This window comes from Enterobacter sp. Res13-Sevr-PEC09-46 (assembly GCF_015672585.1).
Classification (GTDB): Bacteria; Pseudomonadota; Gammaproteobacteria; order Enterobacterales; family Enterobacteriaceae; genus Enterobacter; species Enterobacter hormaechei_C.
Genome location: NZ_JADABR010000010.1, coordinates 151,271 through 170,174 on the forward strand (window position 1 = coordinate 151,271; position 18,904 = coordinate 170,174).

Here is an 18,904-nt window from a genome sequence, read left to right on the forward strand (position 1 = left end):
TCAATGTCCTGCAAGCTGATGGAGCGCGGTAATGACGCGGGTTGTGTCGTCATGGGTCATGTCCGGGAAAAGAGGGAGAGAACAAATACGCGCGCTGTTCCATTCAGAGTTCGGAAGCGACACATCAGGGAAACGCTCGCGGTAGTATTTTTGCGTATGTGCCGCACGGAAATGCAGGCCCGTACCGATGCCCTGCTCCTTCAGCGCGGCCATCAGGGCATCACGCGAGAGGCCGCACCGGGCCTCATCCACGCGAATGATAAACAGGTGCCAGGCGTGCAGATGCGGCCAGGACGGAATGCACAGCGGCTGGAAAGGGGTATCCGAGAGTTCAAGCAGGTAGCGGTCGGCAATGTCGCGACGGCGCCTGTTGGCTTCGCCCAGCTTGCCGAGCTGCACCAGCGCCAGCGCGGCGTTGATATCCGCGAGGTTGTATTTAAAACCCGGGGTGATGACCTCGGCCTGCGGCGCGCGGCCATGGGTTTGGCGGTCATAGGCATCAACGCCCAGACCGTGGAATTTCAGGCTACGGATGTTTTGCGCCAGCTGCTCGTCATCCGTCACCACCAGCCCACCTTCGGCGCAGGTCATGTTTTTGATGGCATGGAAGGAGAAAATTGCGGTGCCCCGCCAGCCCACATGACGGCTGTGGTAGTACGTTCCGGCGGCATGGGCCGCGTCTTCAATGACAGGAATACCGTGACGTTCACCGACGGCGCGGATGGCGTCAATATCGCACGGCGCACCCGCATAATGAACCGGCACAATGGCTTTGGTGCGAGGCGTAACGGCGGCGTCGACCGCTTCAGGCGTCACCATCAGCGTGTCTCTGTCGACGTCGATCATCACCGGTATGGCACCCAGCAGCACGATCATATTCAGCGTCGATATCCAGGTCAGGGAGGGCGTAATCACCTCATCGCCGGGACCAATCCCCATCGCCATCAGGGTGACGTGCATCCCCGCCGTGGCAGAGGAGACGGCAATCGCATGACGGTTTCCCGTCAGCGTACAGAACGCCTCTTCAAGCATCTGATTTTTCGGCCCGGTGGTGATCCAGCCGGAGGTTAATACCTCCTGTACCGCGGCGATTTCCTCCGCGCCCATTGAGGGCCGGGAAAAAGGCAAAAAATCACGCATTATTAATTTCCTTGAGTTATGCATGGCAACTTTTTGATATTAACCAAATGCCGATGCGTTTATTTCAACGAACCATAAACTCATCTCAAGGTAACGTTCATTTCTTAGGGAAAAATTAAGATGGTGATAAAAAGGAGGAATGAATTGATATAAATTTATTATTAAACAATAGGTTAAGTAATTATGAATTATTTATTATGTGATTCCGCTCACCGTATTAAAGTCAATTATCTAAACCAAACATCAACAAATAAAAAAATCCCCGACCATTTCCAATAAATATGAAATGAGTCGGGAACTTTTCTTTTTAGTTAATTGTCGCGCTTATTTTAAATTATCAGGAAAGTTTTTTGGCAACTCGCTGGCCGCGCACGCAATAACGCTGTCGTCATTCGCACCGCAGTCGCGCACGAAGGTGATGGTGGCAAATTCATCAATCACTTCGGTTGGATACGCTGGCCCGGCATCACGGTAGCTATTCATCAGTGGAATGTGATCGTTCTGGAAGCAGACGGTTTTTTCCGGATTATTCATGACCCAGCGCGGGAAGAAGATGGTGCCGTGGAACAGGCTGTCTTCCAGGTTCACGATCAGGCTCACGTCGGTACCGGTTGGCTCCGTCCAGGAAATTTTATAGATGCTCTCCCCAACGCGAACAATGTAGGCCTGCTGATCTTTCACCCAACGGTTGCCCACCAGGCCGCTGTGAATACGGTAGTCCAGGGTGTTTTCGTTTTTAACGTAAATTTCGTAATTCCAGCCATTATCGTAGGTATATACCAGATGTTTGCCGACGAAGCCGCTTAAATCATGTTTATCGAAGGTGCTCATACGATGTCTCCTTTGTTTTGATGAGACGATCGTACCCCTTCAAAAAATGAATAAATAACGCTATGTTTGAATCAAATTCATCCAAAATTTAGATTAATTATGCACAAGACGACGCTCGAACAGTGGGCCTTGCTGGAGAGAGTCATCGAGGCTGGCAGCTTCGCTAAGGCGGCGGAAGAGACCCACCGCAGCCAGTCCTCGGTCAGCTATAACCTGTCGCTGTTGCAGGAGCGGCTGGGCGTGGCGCTCCTGATGACAGAGGGACGGCGTGCCGTGCTGACACCGGCGGGTGAGCTGTTGCTGAATCAGGTTAAACCGCTGCTGAAAGCCTTCGCCTATGTTGAAACGCGCGCTGCGACCCTGCGCAGCGGGATGCGAACCCGTATCGACCTGATGGTAGACAGTATTTTTCCGCGCAGCCGGCTGTTCGCGATTTTGCGCCAGTTTCAGCAGCTGTACCCGCAAACGCAGGTGCGGCTTACCGAGGTGCTGGAAAACAGCCGCGCGGATGCGCTCAATGATGAAGCCGACGTGATGGTCTTAACCCGCCGCCAGGACATTACCGGCCTGGGGGAATGGCTGATGAATATCGATTTTGTTGCCGTCGCGCATCACGCTCACCCGCTGTTTGCGCTGGATACACCGCTTAACGACGAGATGCTACGACCGTGGCCGCGCATTCAGATCGCAGACAGCCAGCCCACCGCTCACCCCACCGGGGAGTCGTGGACCTTCTCCACCATCGATGCCGCGATCGAAGCGGTGATGTATCAGGTTGGATACGGCTGGTTACCGGAAGAACGCATTCAGACCCCGCTCCAGCAAGGCATCCTTAAAACGCTGCCGCTCAGCCACGGCGTACGTCGCGCCACGCCGCTGCACCTCATCGTCAAACGCACCCTCAGCCCGCTGGACGAGCAGGTTGAGACGCTGTTGCGCCTTTTTAAACAGGAGCCGTCATCGTCAACTGCTACGCTTTAAGTTTTGAACCATAAGATGACAAGGAGCGAATGATGAAAATTGATTTAACGGGGAAAGTAGCGCTGGTGACCGCGTCCACCGGCGGTATTGGGTTTGCCATCGCCCGCGGGCTGGCGGAGAGCGGTGCGGAAGTGATCGTGAACGGGCGCAGCGTCGACTCGGTGAACAAAGGCATTCAGGCGCTACAGCAGGTGGTGCCGGGCGTACAGGTCCGTGCCGCCATAGCCGATCTAAGCTCGCAGGAGGGCGTTGACGAACTGCTCAGGGTCGCCTCGCACGTCGATATTCTGGTGAATAACGCCGGGATCTATGGCCAGCAGGATTTTTATTCCACCGACGACGAGACCTGGGAACGCTACTGGCAGACCAACGTGATGTCCGGCGTGCGCCTCTCCCGTGCCCTGCTGCCCGGCATGGTACAAAAGGGCTGGGGTCGGGTAGTGTTTATCTCGTCAGAATCGGCCTGCAATATTCCTGCGGATATGATCCACTATGGCGTGACAAAAACCGCCCAGCTCTCGCTGGCGCGCGGTCTGGCGAAGTTCGTGGCAGGCAGTGGCGTGACGGTGAACAGCGTGCTGCCGGGCCCGACAATGTCGGACGGTTTTGCCGCGATGATGAAAGACGAGATCGAAAGAACCGGTAAATCGCTGGAACAGCTGGCGAAAGAGTTCGTGATGGCGAATCGCCCCAGCTCGGTGATCCAGCGCGCCGCCACGGTGGAAGAAGTGGCAAATATGGTGGTATATGTCTGTTCCATGCAGGCCTCCGCGACTTCCGGCGCGGCGCTGCGCGTTGACGGCGGCGTGGTGGATGACATTGTTTGACCCGTCAGGCCACAGGTTCAGGAAAAAATGCGACCTGATATAAGGACTGTGAAGGTAAAGCAGGTAAACTAGTGAACAGAATGTGTATTTCAGCTAAGACGTATTTATGACCAATATGATTGCCGACGAAGCCGTGGCGAAGTCCAGCGTGCTCTCTGTCTTTGACTTTGATGGTACGTTGACGCACCACGACAGTTTTATCCCGTTCCTGCGCTTTGCCTTTGGCAAGCGCTACTTTGCTGGCCGACTGGTGCGCATGGCCCTGCCTACGCTGCACTGTGTGCGCCGCAAGCTGACGCGAGATGAGCTGAAAGAGGTGTTGATCAAAACCTTCCTGACGGGGGTGGATGAGCACTGGTTACGTCAGCAGGCGGAAGCCTTCTGTGAAAAATACTGGAACAAGCTGATGCGCCCGGAAGGTGTGCTGGCCGTCGCCAACGAGGTCAATTCCGGTGCGGAAGTGACGATTTGCTCTGCTTCCCCGGCGCTGGTATTGCAGCCGTGGGCCGATAAGCTCGGCATTAAGCTGATTGGCACGCAGCTGGAAGTGAAAGACGGCAAGCTGACCGGGCGGATCACCGGCCACAACTGCCGTTGTGCCCAGAAGGTGGCGAGGCTGGAGAAGGTGTATGGGGATTTGAACGCGTATCACCTGCGCGCCTGGGGCGACACGCGTGGCGACCACGAGTTGCTGGCGGCGGCGCAGGATCCGCACTGGCGGCATTTTCATCATCCGAGCAAGCGCCGAAATTCACCAATTAAGGGTTAGGTGCGGCCCGGTGCCCTCACCCCGGCCCTCTCCCACAGGGAGAGGGAGAAAAGCGGTACATCAGGCCTCACGTTTTCCCGGGAACATCACGCTCGCAATAATCCCCAGCGCCAGTACCCCCAGCACCACAAACAGGCTTGCCGTGGCGCCGATGTTATAACCGTGATGCCAGAAGTGGTCGGTCGCATTCAGCCCCAGCTTGAACGCCACGAAGAACAGCAGTAACACCACCGCTTTCTCCAGATGCACCAGATACTGCTTCAGCGCTTCCAGCACGAAGTAGAGGGTACGCAGGCCGAGGATCGCGAACATCATGGCGCTGTAGATGATCAGCGGCTCACGGCTGACGGCGATGATTGCGGGTACGGAATCGAAGGCGAACATCACGTCGGACAGCTCCACCACCGCGACGCAGAGCAGCAGCGGCGTCGCGTAGCGCTTCGCCTTCTTCACGCGGCCTACCATCACATCCTTGTTTTCAGGCTTCTCCAGTTCGGCATCCACCTCTTTCTGGGTCAGGATAAACGCATGGCTGCTGATTTTTGGCCACACCGGGTAGAAGCGTTTCACCAGGCGGTACGCCAGATGGTTGGAGTAATCTTCTACTTCATCGCTCTCTTCATTGCGTTTCAGCATCATCACCGCCGTCCAGCCGACGACCAGCGCAAAAATGACCTCAACATACGGTCCCAGGCTCAGCAGGCTGGTGCCAATGGCAACAAAAATACCACGGAACACAATCGCCCCGAGCACGCCCCAGTAGAGCACGCGGTGACGATATCTATCCGGCACGCCAAACCAGGCGAAGATCGCCATCATCACAAACAGGTTGTCGACGGAGAGCACCTCTTCCAGCGCATAGCCGGTCAGGAACAGACTGGCCATCTCCGCGCCGTGGTGCACGTATAAGAATCCGGCGAAGGCCATCGCCATCATGACCCAGAAGATGGACCACATGACCGCGCTTTTCAGCGAGATCGGTTTATCGTGACGGTGCATGAAGAGGTCGATAAACATCGCCCCAACGGCCATCACCACGAAGACAACAACGGTTTCCGTCGGGAAACCGAGATGAGCAGCAGACATAGACAACCCTTTTAAGAAGACAAAACACCATGCACACAATAAAAAGCGTGGACCCGTTAAGGACGCAGCACGCTAAAAAAATAAATATTAACCGTTCTTTTCAGCGAGTGCCTGCGCGCATGCCCAGGCACTGGCCCACGCCCACTGGAAGTTATACCCGCCGAGCCAGCCGGTCACGTCCATCACTTCACCAATGAAATAAAGACCCGGCACGTTGCGGGCTTCCATCGTGCGGGATGAGAGTTCGTTTGTATCCACGCCGCCCAGCGTCACTTCCGCCGTGCGGTAGCCTTCGGTGCCGTTTGGCTGTACGCGCCAGTTCGTCAGCGTCTCCACCAGCGCTTCCTGCTCGCGGCTGTTGAGCTGCTTGAGCGCGACATCCGGAATTTGCCCTAATACCTGCAAGCACTCCACGAGACGCTTCGGCAGCTGCATCGCCAGGGTATTTTTCAGGCTTTGATTCGGATGCGCGGCGCGTTGCTCGTTAAGGAAGGCGTCCAGATCGCAGTCCGGCACCAGGTTTACGGAGACAAACTCCCCCGGCTGCCAGTAGCTGGAGATCTGCAATACCGCCGGGCCCGAGAGTCCGCGATGGGTAAAGAGCAGATTTTCGCGGAACACCGTGCCGTCTTCGGCCGTAATGACCGACGGCACAGACACGCCGGAGAGCGTCTGAAGCTGTTCCAGCAGCGGCTTATGCAGCGTGAACGGTACCAGCCCGGCGCGGGTGGGCAGTACCTTCAGGCCAAACTGCTCGGCAATTTTATAGCCGAACGGTGAAGCGCCCAGCCCCGGCATCGAGAGGCCGCCGCTGGCGATCACCAGGTTATCGGCGCTGACGGTTTCACCGTTGAGTTGCAGCGTGTAGCCCTGCTCGTCACGGGCGACGTCCAGCACTTCGGTGCGCAGGCGCATAACTACGCCGCCTTTCTCGCACTCGGCCACCAGCATATCGACAATTTGCTGCGCGGAGTCGTCGCAGAACAGCTGCCCCAGCGTCTTCTCATGCCACGCGATACCGTGTTTACCCACCAGCTCGATAAAATCCCACTGGGTGTAGCGCGCCAGCGCAGATTTGCAAAAATGACGGTTCTGGCTCAAATAGGCCGCAGGCTCGACATAAAGATTAGTAAAGTTGCATCGCCCGCCGCCAGACATCAGGATCTTGCGGCCAGGCTTTTTTCCGTTATCCAGCAGCAGCACGCGACGACCGGCTTGTCCGGCCATCGCCGCACAAAACATACCCGCCGCACCGGCGCCAATTACTACGGCATCAAACCTTTCCACGTCAAAATCCTCTTCGTTAACTGCCGCGGATTGTAAAGTTTCCTCAGTGGTCGCACCAGCGTAAAAAGATATTACAAAGCCATTTCATTGATATTTAAAGATTATCCTTTCAGGCACATTTCTCAAATCAGGTGGTATGTCAAAAAAAGTCTATATTTCACTTTGCCCGTTGCGCATTTGTCCTGGATAATGCGCCGCGTTCATGTCCTCAAAATGGCGTAACGTCCTATGCTACATTTGTTTGCCGGCCTGGATTTACATACCGGGCTTTTATTATTGCTTGCTCTGGTTTTTGTGCTGTTTTACGAAGCGATCAACGGCTTCCACGACACTGCAAACGCAGTAGCAACGGTTATCTACACTCGCGCAATGCGATCGCAGCTTGCGGTCGTGATGGCGGCGGTATTTAACTTTTTTGGTGTCCTCCTGGGCGGACTGAGCGTTGCGTATGCCATTGTGCATATGCTGCCAACGGATCTGCTGCTTAACGTGAGTTCCGGTCATGGCCTGGCCATGGTGTTCTCAATGCTGCTTGCTGCGATTATCTGGAACCTCGGTACCTGGTATTTCGGCCTGCCGGCATCCAGCTCTCACACCCTCATCGGCGCGATTATCGGTATCGGGTTAACCAATGCCCTGATGACCGGGACCTCCGTCGTTGATGCGCTGAATATCCCGAAAGTTCTCGGTATTTTCGGCTCTCTGATCATCTCCCCTATCGTCGGTCTGGTGGTGGCGGGTGGCTTGATTTTCATCCTGCGTCGCTACTGGAGCAACACGAAAAAACGTGCGCGTATCCATCTGACGCCAGCAGAGCGTGAGAAGAAAGACGGCAAGAAAAAGCCGCCGTTCTGGACGCGTATCGCGCTGATCATTTCCGCTATTGGCGTCGCCTTCTCTCATGGCGCGAACGATGGTCAGAAAGGTATCGGCCTGGTGATGCTGGTTCTAATTGGCGTCGCACCGGCGGGCTTCGTGGTTAACATGAACGCCTCCGGTTACGAAATCACCCGTACCCGTGATGCGGTAAACAACGTTGAGACTTACTTCCAGCAGCATCCTGATTTGCTGAAGAAAGCGACCGGCGTGGACCAGCTGATTCCTTCTCCGGAGTCAGGCGCAACGACGGCACCGGGCGAGTTCCATTGCCATCCGGCAAACGCGATTAACGCGCTGGAACGTGCGAAAGGTATGCTGGCCGATATCGAAAGCTATGACAAACTGGCTGTTGAACAGCGTGGTCAACTGCGTCGCATCATGCTCTGTATCTCCGACGTGACGGATAAAGTCGCGAAGCTGCCAGAGGTTAATGCTGACGACCAACGTCTGCTGAAGAAACTGAAAGGCGATATGCTCAACACCATTGAGTACGCGCCAATCTGGATCATCATGGCGGTCGCGCTGGCGCTGGGTATCGGTACGATGATTGGCTGGCGTCGTGTGGCGACCACCATCGGTGAAAAGATCGGTAAGAAAGGCATGACCTATGCGCAGGGTATGTCCGCGCAGATGACGGCAGCGGTATCTATCGGTCTGGCGAGCTACACCGGTATGCCAGTCTCCACCACCCACGTACTCTCTTCGTCCGTGGCAGGTACCATGATTGTTGACGGCGGCGGTTTGCAGCGTAAAACCGTGACCAACATTCTGATGGCCTGGGTGTTCACCCTCCCGGCGTCCATCCTGCTGTCTGGCGGTCTGTACTGGATTTCGCTGAAGCTGATTTAATCGGCTGAAGGCGACAAAAAAGCGGGTCAGGAAACTGGCCCGCTTTTTTTATGCTCAGTGCCAAATCATGAGCGCAATCATACTCACCACAACCAGACCACACAGGGCGCTGGTCAAAATGAACTGACGACGCAGGCGCTCGCAGCGACGGATAAACTCTTCATCGTGGTGATCGCGGTAGCGTTGGTAGTAGATATACCCCACCAGACGCATCTGCTTGCTGGGCTGTCCGTGCGAGGTGAAGAACCCTCCACCGTCCACATACTGATAAAGCAACGGATCGCAACCACGAAGTACCACTAACAGCGCACGTAACGATGAGAAGTAGCGCGCCATATTCACTATGCAAACCACGCATAACGCCCAAAACAATGCGACGGTGCTAATCATACATCCTCCCCGGCGTCCGCCCACGAAGCAAGGCTCCTGAGCTACCGCACCCCAATGCCCTGACAGACAGTTCAGTGAAAGAATGACCAAAAGTCGATCCGGTTCGCGTTTTAATATCCGAACGGCTCATTAAATAGTGTAGGAGATCCGTTAATTTTTTTGCCACAAGGTTAATCGTTATCAACACCAAAGCTTGAAAAATATGTTTAACTGGGCCGTAATGAAAGCATCAGACGACGGCTTTCCCATTTAGTCATCGATAACTTAAGGAAGGAGTAACACTATGGCTTACAAACACATTCTCATCGCGGTAGACCTCTCCCCGGAGAGTAAAGTGCTGGTTGATAAAGCAGTATCCATGGCACGTCCCTACAACGCGAAAGTTTCGCTGATTCACGTTGATGTGAATTACTCCGACCTCTACACCGGTCTGATCGACGTGAATCTCGGCGATATGCAGAAACGCATCTCCGAAGAGACTCATCACGCGCTGAGCGAGCTTTCTACCAACGCGGGCTATCCAATCACTGAAACCTTAAGCGGTAGCGGCGATCTGGGCCAGGTGCTGGTTGATGCGATTAAGAAATACGATATGGACCTGGTGGTATGCGGTCATCACCAGGACTTCTGGAGCAAGCTGATGTCTTCCGCGCGCCAGCTGATTAACACCGTACACGTGGATATGCTGATTGTTCCACTGCGTGACGAAGAAGACGAGTAAGTGCAAAAAAGCCCGGTGGCGCTAACGCTTACCGGGCCTACAAGCGGCACTGAATGTAGGCCGGGTAAGGCGAAGCCGCCACCCGGCTTTTTTATTCTGGCGTTCCCGAATAAATATCAAATCGGTGTCCTTTGGTGGTCACCGCGTTAGTGGTCGCAACGTCCGCCAGCGGCGGCGCATAGTCCGGCCGCTTCACCACCACCCGCTTCGTCGCCAGCTGACGAGCCGGCTCCAGCAGGCCATCGGCATCTAAATCTGGCCCCACCAGAGACTGAAACACCCGCATCTCTTTCTTCACCAGCGCGCTTTTCTGCTTATGCGGGAACATGGGGTCGAGATAGACCACCTGCGGGCGCGGGGTGATATCGGTCAGCGCCGTCAGGCTGGAGGCATGAATAAGTTGCAAACGTTCCTGTAACCACGGGCCGATTTCCGGGTCCGCGTAGCCCCGCGTCAGCCCGTCGTCGAGCAGCGCGGCGACAACCGGATTACGCTCCAGCATCCGCACCCGACAGCCGACAGACGCCAGCACAAAGGCATCGCGCCCCAGCCCCGCCGTGGCATCCACCACGTCCGGCAGATAGCTGCCTTTAATGCCGACCGCTTTGGCCACCGCTTCACCGCGACCGCCGCCAAACTTACGCCGGTGCGCCATCGCGCCGCCGACAAAATCGACAAAAATCCCGCCAAGCTTTGGCTCATCGAGCTTGCGCAGCTCCAGATGTTCCGGCGTCATCACCAGCGCCATCAGGCTGTCTTCATCATGTTCCAGCCCCCAGCGGGCCGCCAGAACAGATAAGGCGCCGTCCCCGGCGCCTGTTTCATCTACTAAGCAGATCTTCACGTAGCAATCAGCCTTTGATTCCGTAATGCTCCAGCATCGCATCCAGCTGCGGCTCGCGGCCACGGAAGCGTTTGAACAGCTCCATAGGCTCTTCTGAACCGCCGCGCGTCAGGATGTTATCAAGGAACGACTGACCGGTTTCGCGGTTGAAAATCCCCTCTTCTTCGAAGCGCGAGAAGGCATCCGCCGCCAGCACGTCGGCCCACAGGTAGCTGTAGTAGCCTGCGGCGTACCCGCCTGCGAAGATATGGCTGAACGCGTGCGGGAAGCGTCCCCAGGTCGGGCCTGGAATAACCGCGACCTGCTTTTTAATCTCAGCCAGGGTTTCGAGGATTTTCGCCCCCTGCTCCGGGCTGAACTCGGCGTGCAGGCGGAAGTCGAACAGGCCGAACTCCAGCTGACGCAGGATGAACATCGCCGCCTGGTAGTTTTTCGCCGCCAGCATTTTATCCAGCAGTTCTTTCGGCAGCGGTTCGCCCGTTTCGTAATGGCCGGAGATAAATGCCAGCGCGTCCGGCTCCCAGCACCAGTTTTCCATAAACTGGCTTGGCAGCTCGACCGCATCCCATGGCACACCGCTGATACCGGCGACGCCAGCGGTTTCGATGCGGGTCAGCATGTGGTGCAGGCCGTGACCGAACTCGTGGAACAGGGTGATCACTTCATCGTGGGTAAACAGCGCAGGTTTGCCGCTCACCGGGCGGTTGAAGTTACAGGTCAGGTAGGCGACCGGTTTTTGCAGGGAACCATCCGCTTTACGCATCTGGCCCACGCAGTCGTCCATCCACGCCCCGCCACGTTTGTTTTCACGCGCGTAAAGATCCAGATAGAAGCTGCCGCGCAGCTCGTTTTTCTCGTCATACAGCTCGAAGAAGCGCACGTCCGGATGCCAGACGTCGATGTCGGTACGCTCTTTCGCGGTAATGCCGTAGATGCGTTTCACCACCTCGAACAGGCCGTTAACGGCTTTGTTTTCCGGGAAGTACGGACGCAGCTGTTCGTCGCTGATGCTGTAGAGATGCTGTTTCTGTTTTTCGCTGTAGTACGCGATATCCCACGGCTGAAGCTCGTCCACGCCGAACTCCGCTTTCGCAAAGGCGCGCAGCTGAGCCAGTTCTTTTTCACCCTGAGGACGGGCGCGTTTCGCCAGATCGGTCAGGAAGTCGAGCACCTGCTGTGGGTTCTCGGCCATTTTGGTGGCAAGGGATTTATCGGCATAGCTGTCGAAGCCCAGCAGCTGTGCCAGCTCGTGGCGCAGGGCGAGGATCTCCGCCATCACCGGGCTGTTATCCCACTTACCGGCATTCGGCCCCTGATCGGAGGCGCGGGTGCTGTAGGCGCGGTACATCTCTTCGCGCAGGGCCTGGTTGTCGCAGTAGGTCATCACCGGCAGATAGCTTGGGATATCCAGCGTTAACAGGAAGCCTTCCTGCTCTTTCGCTTCGGCCTGGGCTTTTGCCGCCGCCAGCGCGCTTTCCGGCATACCCGCCAGTTCAGATTCATCGGTAATCAGCTTCGTCCAGCCCATGGTGGCGTCGAGGACGTTGTTGCTGTACTGGTTGCCCAGCTCGGACAGGCGCGCGGCGATTTCGCCGTAGCGAACCTGTTTTTCTTTTGGCAGGCCAATCCCGGACAGTTCGAAATCACGCAGGGCGTTATCGACCGATTTTTTCTGCGCCGTGTTCAGTTCGGCATAGTGGTCGCCGTCGCGCAGGTCGCGGTAGGCTTTGTAGAGCCCCTCATGCTGACCGACCCAGGTGCTGTACTCAGAGAGCAGCGGCAGGGTCTGTTCGTAGGCCTCACGCAGCTCCGGGCTGTTTTTCACCGAGTTCAGGTGACTCACCGGGGAGAAGATACGCCCCAGCACGTCGTCCACTTCGGCCAGCGGCTGACACAGATTTTCCCAGGTGTACGGCACGCCCTGCGCGACCACGTTTTCTACCGCCGCACGGCAGTTGTTCAGCGACTGGGTAACGGCCGGAACCACATGCTCAGGGAGGATTTTAGAAAACGGTGGCAACGAAAAAGGCGTCAGTAATGGATTGGTCATAAACGCTGTCCTGTTGAAATAGATGAATGAAGCGCGCATCCGGCGCTGTGCATATTGTTTTCAGTAATGGGGTTAAGTGTAGAGGATTTCAATGCCGAAGGTTGTCGAAAAACGCCCGGTGGCGCTGCGCTTACCGGGCCTGCGGGTAATCTGTGCCGTTCTGCTGTAAACTGTGGCAAATCGTCAATTCAGCGGAATATCATTACCCATGCTCAGTTATCGCCACAGCTTCCACGCAGGCAACCACGCCGACGTCCTCAAACATACCGTTCAGAGCCTGATCATCGAATCGCTTAAAGAAAAGGATAAACCGTTCCTTTATCTGGACACCCACGCGGGCGCGGGCCGTTATCAGCTGAGCGGCGAGCATGCCGAGCGTACTGGTGAATATCTGGAAGGGATTGCGCGTATCTGGCAGCAGGACGATCTGCCTGCCGAGCTGGAGCCGTACATTGGCGTGGTGAATCACTTCAACCGCAACGGCCAGCTGCGTTACTACCCGGGTTCACCACTTATTGCCCGCCAGCTGCTGCGCGAGCAGGACAGCCTTCAGCTGACAGAGCTGCACCCGAGCGACTTCCCGCTGCTGCGTTCTGAGTTTCAGAAAGATAACCGCGCCCGCGTGGACAAAGCCGATGGCTACCAGCAGCTGAAAGCCAAACTGCCGCCGGTTTCCCGTCGCGGCCTGGTGCTGATCGACCCGCCGTACGAAATCAAAACCGACTATCAGGCGGTGGTGACCGGCATTAACGAAGGTTACAAACGCTTTGCGACCGGCACCTATGCCCTGTGGTATCCGGTAGTGCTGCGCGCGCAAATTAAACGCATGCTCAAAGACCTCGAAGCGACCGGCATTCGTAAAATCCTGCAAATTGAGCTGGCGGTGCGCCCTGACAGCGACCAGCGCGGCATGACCGCGTCCGGCATGATCGTCATTAACCCGCCGTGGAAGCTCGAAGCACAGATGAACAACGTGCTGCCGTGGCTGCACAAAACGCTGGTGCCAGCCGGTACGGGTCACGCCACCGTGAGCTGGATCGTGCCGGAGTAATCGCAGCCATCGGTGGAAACTATTGATTTCAGGTATACAATCGCGGCAATTCACGATTAAGGACAACGCTATGACTAAGCATTATGACTACATCGCAATCGGCGGCGGCAGCGGCGGCATCGCCTCCATCAACCGTGCAGCCATGTACGGCCAGAAGTGTGCGCTGATTGAAGCCAAAGAACTCGGCGGCACCTGCGTGAACGTGGGTTGTGTACCGAAGAAAGTGATGTGGCATGCCGCGCAAATCCGTGAAGCTATCCATATGTATGGCCCGGACTACGGCTTTGACACCACCATCAACCACTTCGACTGGGATAAACTGATCGCCAGCCGTACCGCCTACATCGACCGTATTCACACCTCGTACGATAACGTACTGGGCAAGAATAACGTCGACGTGATCCGCGGCTTCGCCCGTTTCGTGGATGCGAAGACGATCGAAGTGAACGGCGAGACGATCACCGCCGATCACATCCTGATCGCCACCGGTGGCCGTCCGAGCCACCCGAACATTCCGGGCGCGGAATACGGTATCGACTCCGACGGTTTCTTCGAGCTGCCTGCTCTGCCAGAACGCGTTGCCATTGTGGGCGCAGGTTACATCGCGGTTGAGCTGGCCGGCGTGATTAACGGCCTGGGAGCGGAAGCGCACCTGTTCGTGCGTAAACACGCGCCGCTGCGCAGCTTTGACCCGCTGATCGTCGACACGCTGGTCGAGGTGATGAACGCCGAAGGCCCAACCCTGCACACCAACGCCGTGCCAAAAGCGGTGGTGAAAAATGCGGACGGTAGCCTGACTCTGGAGCTGGAAGATGGTCGCAGCCAGACCGTTGATTGCCTGATCTGGGCGATTGGTCGTGAACCGGCCACCGACAACTTCAATCTGGCCGCAACCGGGGTGAAAACCAATGAAAAAGGCTACATTGTCGTTGATAAATTCCAGAACACCAGCGTACCGGGCATTTATGCCGTCGGTGATAACACCGGCGCCGTAGAGCTGACGCCGGTTGCCGTGGCGGCGGGGCGTCGTCTTTCCGAGCGTCTGTTTAATAACAAGCCGGACGAACATCTGGACTACAGCAACATCCCGACCGTGGTCTTCAGCCACCCGCCAATCGGTACCGTCGGCTTAACCGAGCCGCAGGCGCGTGAGCAGTACGGCGATGACCAGGTGAAAGTGTATAAATCGGCGTTTACCGCGATGTATACCGCGGTCACCTCGCACCGTCAGCCATGCCGCATGAAGCTGGTCTGCGTGGGCCCGGAGGAGAAGATCGTCGGCATCCACGGCATTGGTTTCGGCATGGACGAGATCCTGCAAGGCTTCGCGGTGGCACTGAAGATGGGCGCAACGAAGAAAGACTTCGATAACACCGTGGCGATCCACCCGACTGCGGCGGAAGAGTTTGTGACTATGCGCTGATCCGTCTGATCCGCAACAAAACCGGCCAGCTGGCCGGTTTTTTTATGCCCTGGGCAGGTAAACCCAACGGCTGTACAAACGGTAACAAAATAACCCGGTACCCGCGGTGGAATTAACTAATCTTAGAAAGCGCTACGCGTTCGCCTGTTACTACGGAAAAAGATTAGAGATATGAAAATGCACGTAAAGATCACCGCAAAACTGATGGCCAAAATGCACCTTGTACTCGCGCTGGTATGGGCGATACTGACTATTCCTACCCTGCTGTGGTGGAAAAACAGCATTCTGTGGGTGTCGTTAATGAGCATTTACGCCATCGTGATTTCCCATCTGGCTGCGTACAGCGCCGCCCATGCGGAAAAAGCGGCCAGCAAAGCGATGGATAAAAGCGAAGGCGCCAGCCAGAAAGCCAATCAAACCGCCAACAGCCTTCAGGGCGATGCGCGTCAGGCACATTAATCCGTGCTTATATGCAGAATACCGAATGCTCTGAATTTTATTCCTGCTCTGTTTCCAAAGATTCTGATTTAATAATTTCATAATCAAAGGGATATCTGACTTTCAGCGTGTTTAAATCCATTTTGAAAGCGTGATCTACCGCACACTTCGCACCGCATTAACCGAAGCGAATGTCTACGCTTTAAAGATAGCCGGGAAAAACCCGTATTGGTTACGACAAAAACCGGAGGTCCTGAACACCATGTTCAACCAGAAACTACAGACTGCCGAGGATATCGAGTTCGAGATTGCAGAAGAGCTGCGCTACGAAACCGATCCCTGTGAGTTAAAACTGGATGAGATGATCGAGGCAGAGCCGGAACCGGAAATGATTGAAGGGCTGCCGGCGTCCGATGCCCTTACGCCCGCAGACCGCTACCTTGAACTGTTTGAACACGTCCAGTCGTCGCGGCTGTTTGCGGACAGCAAAACCTTTCCCGACTGCGCGCCGAAGATGGATCCGCTGGATATTTTGATCCGCTATCGCAAGGTGCGTCGTCACCGTGATTTTGACCTGGCGCGCTTTGTGGAGAATCACTTCTGGCTGCCGGAGGACTACAGCAAAGAGTACGTCTCTGACCCCGGCCTGTCCCTGAAAGAACATATTGATAATCTGTGGCCGGTGCTGACGCGTGAGCCGCAGGATCACATCCCGTGGTCGTCGCTGCTGGCGCTGCCGCAGGCCTATATTGTGCCCGGCGGGCGATTCAGTGAGACCTACTACTGGGACTCTTACTTCTCCATGCTGGGGCTTGCTGAAAGCGGTCGTAACGATCTGCTGAAATGTATGGCCGATAACTTCGCCTGGCTGATAGAGCGCTACGGCCATATCCCGAACGGCAACCGTACCTACTATCTCAGCCGCTCCCAGCCGCCCGTTTTTGCCCTGATGGTGGAGCTGTTTGAAGAGGACGGCGTGCGCGGGGCGAAGCGCTATCTTGAGCATCTTAAGATGGAGTACGCCTTCTGGATGGACGGGGCGGAATCGCTGCTGCTCAATCAGGCCTATCGCAGTGCGGTTCGCATGCCGGATGGCTCATTGCTCAACCGCTACTGGGACGATCGCGACACGCCGCGAGATGAATCGTGGATTGAGGACGTGGAAACCGCCCGTCATTCCGGTCGTCCGCCGAACGAGGTGTATCGCGACCTGCGCGCCGGGGCAGCCTCAGGATGGGATTACTCATCCCGCTGGCTGCGCGATCCTGCGCGGCTGGCCAGCATCCGCACGACACAATTTATCCCCATTGATTTGAACGCATTCCTGTTCAAACTGGAGAGCGCTATCGCCAATATCTCCGCGTCGAAAGGGGATAAAGAGACGGCTGATCTGTTCCGCCAGAAAGCCAGCGACCGGCGCGCGGCGGTGAACCGCTATCTGTGGGACGAAGAGAACGGCTGTTATCGTGATTACGACTGGCGGCGTGAAGCCCTGGCGCTGTTCTCTGCGGCCAGCATTGTGCCGCTGTATGTGGGCATGGCGACGCATGAGCAGGCTGAACGGCTGTCCGATGCCGTTAAAGCCCGTCTGCTCACGCCGGGCGGTATTCTCGCCACCGAATATGAAACCGGGGAGCAGTGGGATAAGCCGAACGGCTGGGCGCCGCTCCAGTGGATGGCGATCCAGGGGTTCAAGCAGTACGGCAACGACTCGCTGGGAGATGAGATCGCCTGGAGCTGGCTGCACACGGTGAACCATTACTACAAAACCCATTATAAGCTGATTGAGAAGTACCACATCGCCAGCAGCACGCCACGCGAAGGTGGCGGGGGTGAGTATCCGTTGCAGGATGGCTTCGGCTGGACGAATGGCGTGGTGCGGCGGTTGATTGGGCTGTATGGGGAGCCCTGAGCCTCACCCCTCACCCTGCCCCTCTCCCCTGAGGGGCAGGGTGAGGGGGAAAAATAATCAGCGGATCACCTCATAAATGGCAGTCTGGATGGACTGCCATTTTTTTGTGCTGGCATCGGGCTGCGTCTTCGCGCGGCGCGTTGCCATATCGGCGTCGTGCTGCTGGCGTTTCACCACCGCGGGAACGGTACAGAATGCTTCCAGGTACTGCTTACGCATAGGCGTCAGCGATTCGCCGTTCGCCATCGCATGGCTAAGCGTATTAATAAAGCGTCGGCAGGGCTTTTGCTCTGTCATTTGCAGGCGGTAGCGCAACATTACTTCCAGCACATCGTCGTAGCCTGCCGACAACGCCTCCTCCGTCCATGACATTTTCCAGTCCATCCCGCCCTGCAAAAACAGGAGCGCCACGCGGGTGTCATTGCGATTGATGGCCGAGCGGAAATTATTCTCATCCCAGGTAACACCCATGCGGGTTAACGTCTCGCGCGAGGAAGGCGTCTCGCGCATCTCCTGCACCGGCGCGGGAGATGCCGTACTGGCCACAGCCGGCTGCGGTTTACTGCTGGTCACCAGCCAGAATCCCCCCACGACAATCGCGATAACCATCACGCCAACCGCTCCCCACAGCACGCCGGAAATCAGCTGTTCGCGCTGCTCTGGCGTACGCGCGGCGCGCTGAGTCGGTTTTTCTATGCTGTCGCGTACTTCAAAAAGATCGCCGCCTGTGGTGCGGTCCATTTTTTGCGCCTTTTCCCAGAACGCGTGCAGCTCGCTTTCGTCCACCGCCATCAGCGCCGCCGGGTTAACGCGTGTCCGCCCTTCCTCAAACGCGCGCTGAACGGAGCGGGTGATCTGCGTGTAATAGCAGTCGAGCAGCTGGATTTGCGCCCCGCTTAACGGCTGCTGCACGGTGATGCTGTTGCGGATTTGTCGAATATCTTCGAGGAAGGTTTGCAGGGTTTTGCGGGGCTCTACCAGCAGCGTCAGCATGTCCGGAGCGTTAAACAGCGGCGCGTAGTAGCGGCTAAATTCTTTTTTATCCACCAGCAGCTGGGCCAGTTCGCTGAACAACATGCCGCTCAGAACATCATTAATCTCACCGTTTTTCAGCCAGCGACGCACGCGTTCAGCGTTAAACAAGGTCTTAAGATGATTATTCAGCCGCACCGGATCGGGCCACGCCTGCTGTATCAGCCCTTTAATCATCAGCTCAATGGCACGCACCTGTTTCTGCGCCTGAAGCTGGCTCTCCTTCTCTGGCACCCTCCCGGTTTCGTAGGTCAGGAGGGGCTGTTGCAGACGCAGATATTCAAGGGAGGTGACGAAGCGCATCGCCGCAATCAGCTGATTTTCGCTGACATCCTGCCCGCTTTCATACTGGGGAACACGCTGCTGAAGCAAGCGTAATTGCAGCGTAAAGGCC

17 protein-coding genes are annotated in these 18,904 nt (G+C 56.4%); 9 read left to right on the forward strand and 8 right to left on the reverse strand.

What is annotated here, in order from left to right; translation table 11 throughout:
• Nucleotides 1-1,140, reverse strand: a complete 1,140-nt coding sequence (gene arnB, locus IMQ56_RS06210; protein WP_196063599.1) for a UDP-4-amino-4-deoxy-L-arabinose aminotransferase — start codon at nucleotides 1,138-1,140, stop codon at nucleotides 1-3.
• Between the two features lie 324 nt (nucleotides 1,141-1,464).
• Nucleotides 1,465-1,971, reverse strand: a complete 507-nt coding sequence (locus IMQ56_RS06215; RefSeq protein ID WP_048219367.1) for a phenolic acid decarboxylase — start codon at nucleotides 1,969-1,971, stop codon at nucleotides 1,465-1,467.
• A 99-nt stretch (nucleotides 1,972-2,070) separates the two neighbouring features.
• Here IMQ56_RS06215 and IMQ56_RS06220 point away from each other — a divergent pair, with 99 nt between their 5' ends.
• The 3 genes from IMQ56_RS06220 (at nucleotide 2,071) to IMQ56_RS06230 (ending at nucleotide 4,548) form a co-directional block, all read left to right on the forward strand.
• Entirely contained in the window at nucleotides 2,071-2,952 is an 882-nt protein-coding gene (locus IMQ56_RS06220) for a LysR family transcriptional regulator (RefSeq protein WP_017384098.1), read from the forward strand.
• Nucleotides 2,953-2,984: 32 nt separating this feature from the next.
• On the forward strand, nucleotides 2,985-3,779 hold the full coding sequence (locus IMQ56_RS06225; RefSeq protein WP_017384097.1) for an SDR family NAD(P)-dependent oxidoreductase: 795 nt from the start codon (nucleotides 2,985-2,987) through the stop codon (nucleotides 3,777-3,779).
• A gap of 106 nt (nucleotides 3,780-3,885) precedes the next feature.
• Nucleotides 3,886-4,548 (forward strand): HAD family hydrolase, encoded by a 663-nt coding sequence (locus IMQ56_RS06230; RefSeq protein ID WP_003861228.1) that lies wholly within the window; start codon nucleotides 3,886-3,888, stop codon nucleotides 4,546-4,548.
• Between the two features lie 60 nt (nucleotides 4,549-4,608).
• On the opposite strand, the gene IMQ56_RS06235 is transcribed toward IMQ56_RS06230, so the two are convergent.
• On the reverse strand, nucleotides 4,609-5,634 hold the full coding sequence (locus IMQ56_RS06235; RefSeq protein WP_015571505.1) for a TerC/Alx family metal homeostasis membrane protein: 1,026 nt from the start codon (nucleotides 5,632-5,634) through the stop codon (nucleotides 4,609-4,611).
• An 87-nt stretch (nucleotides 5,635-5,721) separates the two neighbouring features.
• On the reverse strand, nucleotides 5,722-6,921 hold the full coding sequence (locus IMQ56_RS06240; protein ID WP_045338634.1) for an NAD(P)/FAD-dependent oxidoreductase: 1,200 nt from the start codon (nucleotides 6,919-6,921) through the stop codon (nucleotides 5,722-5,724).
• A gap of 228 nt (nucleotides 6,922-7,149) precedes the next feature.
• Between IMQ56_RS06240 and pitA the strand changes: the two genes are divergently transcribed.
• Complete coding sequence (gene pitA / locus IMQ56_RS06245; protein WP_003861225.1) at nucleotides 7,150-8,649, forward strand: inorganic phosphate transporter PitA; 1,500 nt, start codon at nucleotides 7,150-7,152, stop codon at nucleotides 8,647-8,649.
• 54 nt (nucleotides 8,650-8,703) lie between these two features.
• Here pitA and uspB read toward each other — a convergent pair whose 3' ends face one another.
• Complete coding sequence (gene uspB / locus IMQ56_RS06250; protein ID WP_003861224.1) at nucleotides 8,704-9,039, reverse strand: universal stress protein UspB; 336 nt, start codon at nucleotides 9,037-9,039, stop codon at nucleotides 8,704-8,706.
• 283 nt (nucleotides 9,040-9,322) lie between these two features.
• Between uspB and uspA the strand changes: the two genes are divergently transcribed.
• Complete coding sequence (gene uspA / locus IMQ56_RS06255; protein WP_003861223.1) at nucleotides 9,323-9,760, forward strand: universal stress protein UspA; 438 nt, start codon at nucleotides 9,323-9,325, stop codon at nucleotides 9,758-9,760.
• Nucleotides 9,761-9,851: 91 nt separating this feature from the next.
• On the opposite strand, the gene rsmJ is transcribed toward uspA, so the two are convergent.
• Together rsmJ and prlC are read right to left on the reverse strand one after the other, a co-directional pair.
• On the reverse strand, nucleotides 9,852-10,604 hold the full coding sequence (rsmJ, locus tag IMQ56_RS06260; protein WP_169811561.1) for a 16S rRNA (guanine(1516)-N(2))-methyltransferase RsmJ: 753 nt from the start codon (nucleotides 10,602-10,604) through the stop codon (nucleotides 9,852-9,854).
• A 7-nt stretch (nucleotides 10,605-10,611) separates the two neighbouring features.
• On the reverse strand, nucleotides 10,612-12,654 hold the full coding sequence (gene prlC / locus IMQ56_RS06265; protein WP_017693817.1) for an oligopeptidase A: 2,043 nt from the start codon (nucleotides 12,652-12,654) through the stop codon (nucleotides 10,612-10,614).
• Between the two features lie 208 nt (nucleotides 12,655-12,862).
• Here prlC and IMQ56_RS06270 point away from each other — a divergent pair, with 208 nt between their 5' ends.
• The 4 genes from IMQ56_RS06270 to IMQ56_RS06285 all read left to right on the forward strand — a co-directional run bounded on the left by IMQ56_RS06270 (nucleotide 12,863) and on the right by IMQ56_RS06285 (nucleotide 17,478).
• A complete protein-coding gene (locus IMQ56_RS06270; protein ID WP_196063600.1) occupies nucleotides 12,863-13,705 on the forward strand; it encodes a 23S rRNA (adenine(2030)-N(6))-methyltransferase RlmJ in 843 nt (280 codons plus the stop codon).
• A gap of 70 nt (nucleotides 13,706-13,775) precedes the next feature.
• Nucleotides 13,776-15,128, forward strand: coding sequence for a glutathione-disulfide reductase (gene gorA / locus IMQ56_RS06275; protein WP_017384179.1), 1,353 nt, complete (start codon nucleotides 13,776-13,778; stop codon nucleotides 15,126-15,128).
• Nucleotides 15,129-15,299: 171 nt separating this feature from the next.
• On the forward strand, nucleotides 15,300-15,587 hold the full coding sequence (locus IMQ56_RS06280; RefSeq protein ID WP_015571509.1) for a hypothetical protein: 288 nt from the start codon (nucleotides 15,300-15,302) through the stop codon (nucleotides 15,585-15,587).
• 241 nt (nucleotides 15,588-15,828) lie between these two features.
• Nucleotides 15,829-17,478 carry an alpha,alpha-trehalase gene (locus IMQ56_RS06285; RefSeq protein WP_023304590.1) on the forward strand — a complete coding sequence of 550 codons (1,650 nt, stop codon included), beginning with the start codon at nucleotides 15,829-15,831 and terminating at the stop codon, nucleotides 17,476-17,478.
• Between the two features lie 57 nt (nucleotides 17,479-17,535).
• On the opposite strand, the gene IMQ56_RS06290 is transcribed toward IMQ56_RS06285, so the two are convergent.
• A partial coding sequence (locus tag IMQ56_RS06290; protein ID WP_196065226.1) for an STY4199 family HEPN domain-containing protein occupies nucleotides 17,536-18,904 on the reverse strand: 1,369 nt, incomplete at its 5' end.

Coding starts and splice junctions, on each gene's coding strand:
- pitA (WP_003861225.1), top strand. CDS start 7,150: ATGCTACATTTGTTTGCCGGCCTGGATTTACATACCGGGCTTTTATTA.
- uspA (WP_003861223.1), top strand. CDS start 9,323: ATGGCTTACAAACACATTCTCATCGCGGTAGACCTCTCCCCGGAGAGT.
- IMQ56_RS06270 (WP_196063600.1), top strand. CDS start 12,863: ATGCTCAGTTATCGCCACAGCTTCCACGCAGGCAACCACGCCGACGTC.
- arnB (WP_196063599.1), bottom strand. CDS start 1,140: ATGCGTGATTTTTTGCCTTTTTCCCGGCCCTCAATGGGCGCGGAGGAA.
- IMQ56_RS06230 (WP_003861228.1), top strand. CDS start 3,886: ATGACCAATATGATTGCCGACGAAGCCGTGGCGAAGTCCAGCGTGCTC.
- IMQ56_RS06220 (WP_017384098.1), top strand. CDS start 2,071: ATGCACAAGACGACGCTCGAACAGTGGGCCTTGCTGGAGAGAGTCATC.
- IMQ56_RS06280 (WP_015571509.1), top strand. CDS start 15,300: ATGAAAATGCACGTAAAGATCACCGCAAAACTGATGGCCAAAATGCAC.
- uspB (WP_003861224.1), bottom strand. CDS start 9,039: ATGATTAGCACCGTCGCATTGTTTTGGGCGTTATGCGTGGTTTGCATA.
- IMQ56_RS06285 (WP_023304590.1), top strand. CDS start 15,829: ATGTTCAACCAGAAACTACAGACTGCCGAGGATATCGAGTTCGAGATT.
- gorA (WP_017384179.1), top strand. CDS start 13,776: ATGACTAAGCATTATGACTACATCGCAATCGGCGGCGGCAGCGGCGGC.
- IMQ56_RS06235 (WP_015571505.1), bottom strand. CDS start 5,634: ATGTCTGCTGCTCATCTCGGTTTCCCGACGGAAACCGTTGTTGTCTTC.
- prlC (WP_017693817.1), bottom strand. CDS start 12,654: ATGACCAATCCATTACTGACGCCTTTTTCGTTGCCACCGTTTTCTAAA.
- IMQ56_RS06215 (WP_048219367.1), bottom strand. CDS start 1,971: ATGAGCACCTTCGATAAACATGATTTAAGCGGCTTCGTCGGCAAACAT.
- IMQ56_RS06225 (WP_017384097.1), top strand. CDS start 2,985: ATGAAAATTGATTTAACGGGGAAAGTAGCGCTGGTGACCGCGTCCACC.